We start from the raw sequence: 1,309 nt of genomic DNA, 5'->3' as shown, positions 1-1,309 counted from the left end.
TGCGGGCGGCTGCACGGGCTCGGGCGTGCCGGTGCGTGGGGTCGTGGGGTCCGGATGGGGACTGCGGGCGTGGGGCGTGCGGCTCTGTGACGTGTCAGGGGCGCGCGGGTGCGGGCGGCTGCACGGGCTCGGGCGTGCCGGTGCGTGGGTCTGTGGTGGCGCGGATGCCCGGGCTCGGGCGTGCGGCTGCACGGGGCGTGAGGCTCGTAGGACCCGTGACCCGTGGGTGTTCGCAGGGCCGTCGGGGGGCTAGCGCAGTGCCTCCGCGACCTCCCGGGCCGCCTCCACCACCCGCGCTCCCACCCGCTCCGGCACGGCGTCCGCCAGCATCACCACGCCCACGCTGCCCTCGACTCCGGTCACCCCGACCAACGGTGCCGCGGCCCCGCTCGCCCCCGCCTCCAGTTCGCCGTGCGTCAGCGTGTACCCCGGGTCGGCCGAGGGCGACTGCCGTGCGGCGAGGATCGCCTTGCCGGCCGCGCCCCGGTCCAGCGGATGCCGGAACCCGGCCCGGTAGGCCACGTGATAGTCCGTCCAGGTCGGCTCGACCACCGCGACGGCCAGCGCCTCGGACCCGTCCACGAGAGTCAGGTGCGCCGTCGCCCCTATGTCCTCGGCGAGCGATCTGAGCGCGGGCAGCGCGGCCTCCCGTACCAGCGGGTGCACCTGCCGCCCGAGCCGCAGCACCCCGAGGCCGACCCGGGCTCGCCCGCCCAGGTCACGTCGTACGAGCGCGTGCTGTTCCAGCGTGGCGAGCAGCCGGTACACGACGGTCCGGTTCACGCCCAGTTTGGTGGACAACTCGGTGACGGTCAGCCCGTGATCCGTGTCGGCGAGCAGTTTGAGGACGCGCAGTCCCCGGTCGAGCGTCTGAGAGGTCTCCGCGGTCACGACGCCCACTCCTTCGGCGGTGAGGTCGGCGGGTCCCTGAGCGGCGGATGCGTCACCGAGTCCCGTCGGAGACGCGCTTCAGAGGCCGCCGATCGGCAGGTCGGCCCGGCGGCTCCGGGCCAAGTCGCTTCACGGCTGCGCTCCGCGGCGGCGCTGCCACGGGGCGTGTGCGTAGCGGGACAGTAGCGAAGCCGGTTCGCTGAGCGGAAGTCTTCGTCCAGAATCCGGGCAAGGCCAGATCCGGCCTGCCTCCATTCGTCCGGATACGCACACGGCACAGGGGGCCGAAGCCGAGTAAACACGTTCGGAAACCCGTACCGAAGCCCCGCACCAGTGCCCTCTCAGCCGACCGAACCCCCACGCCGGGCTGGAGGCAAAGCCCCATGGCGGCGCCTGCCCGACCGACCGGGGCCCCACC

General features: G+C 73.9%; 1 protein-coding gene. It reads right to left on the bottom strand.

The genetic code is table 11. From position 1 onward, the window contains the following. Positions 1-249 precede the first annotated feature (249 nt). Positions 250-891: an IclR family transcriptional regulator gene (locus CCN44_RS26490; RefSeq protein ID WP_059249803.1), complete on the bottom strand. Its 642-nt coding sequence runs from the start codon at positions 889-891 to the stop codon at positions 250-252. Between the last annotated feature and the right edge of the window lie 418 nt (positions 892-1,309).

The organism is Streptomyces tricolor, assembly GCF_002155905.1.
Lineage (GTDB): Bacteria > Actinomycetota > Actinomycetes > Streptomycetales > Streptomycetaceae > Streptomyces > Streptomyces tricolor.
This window is presented reverse-complemented; position numbering and strand designations above follow the sequence as displayed.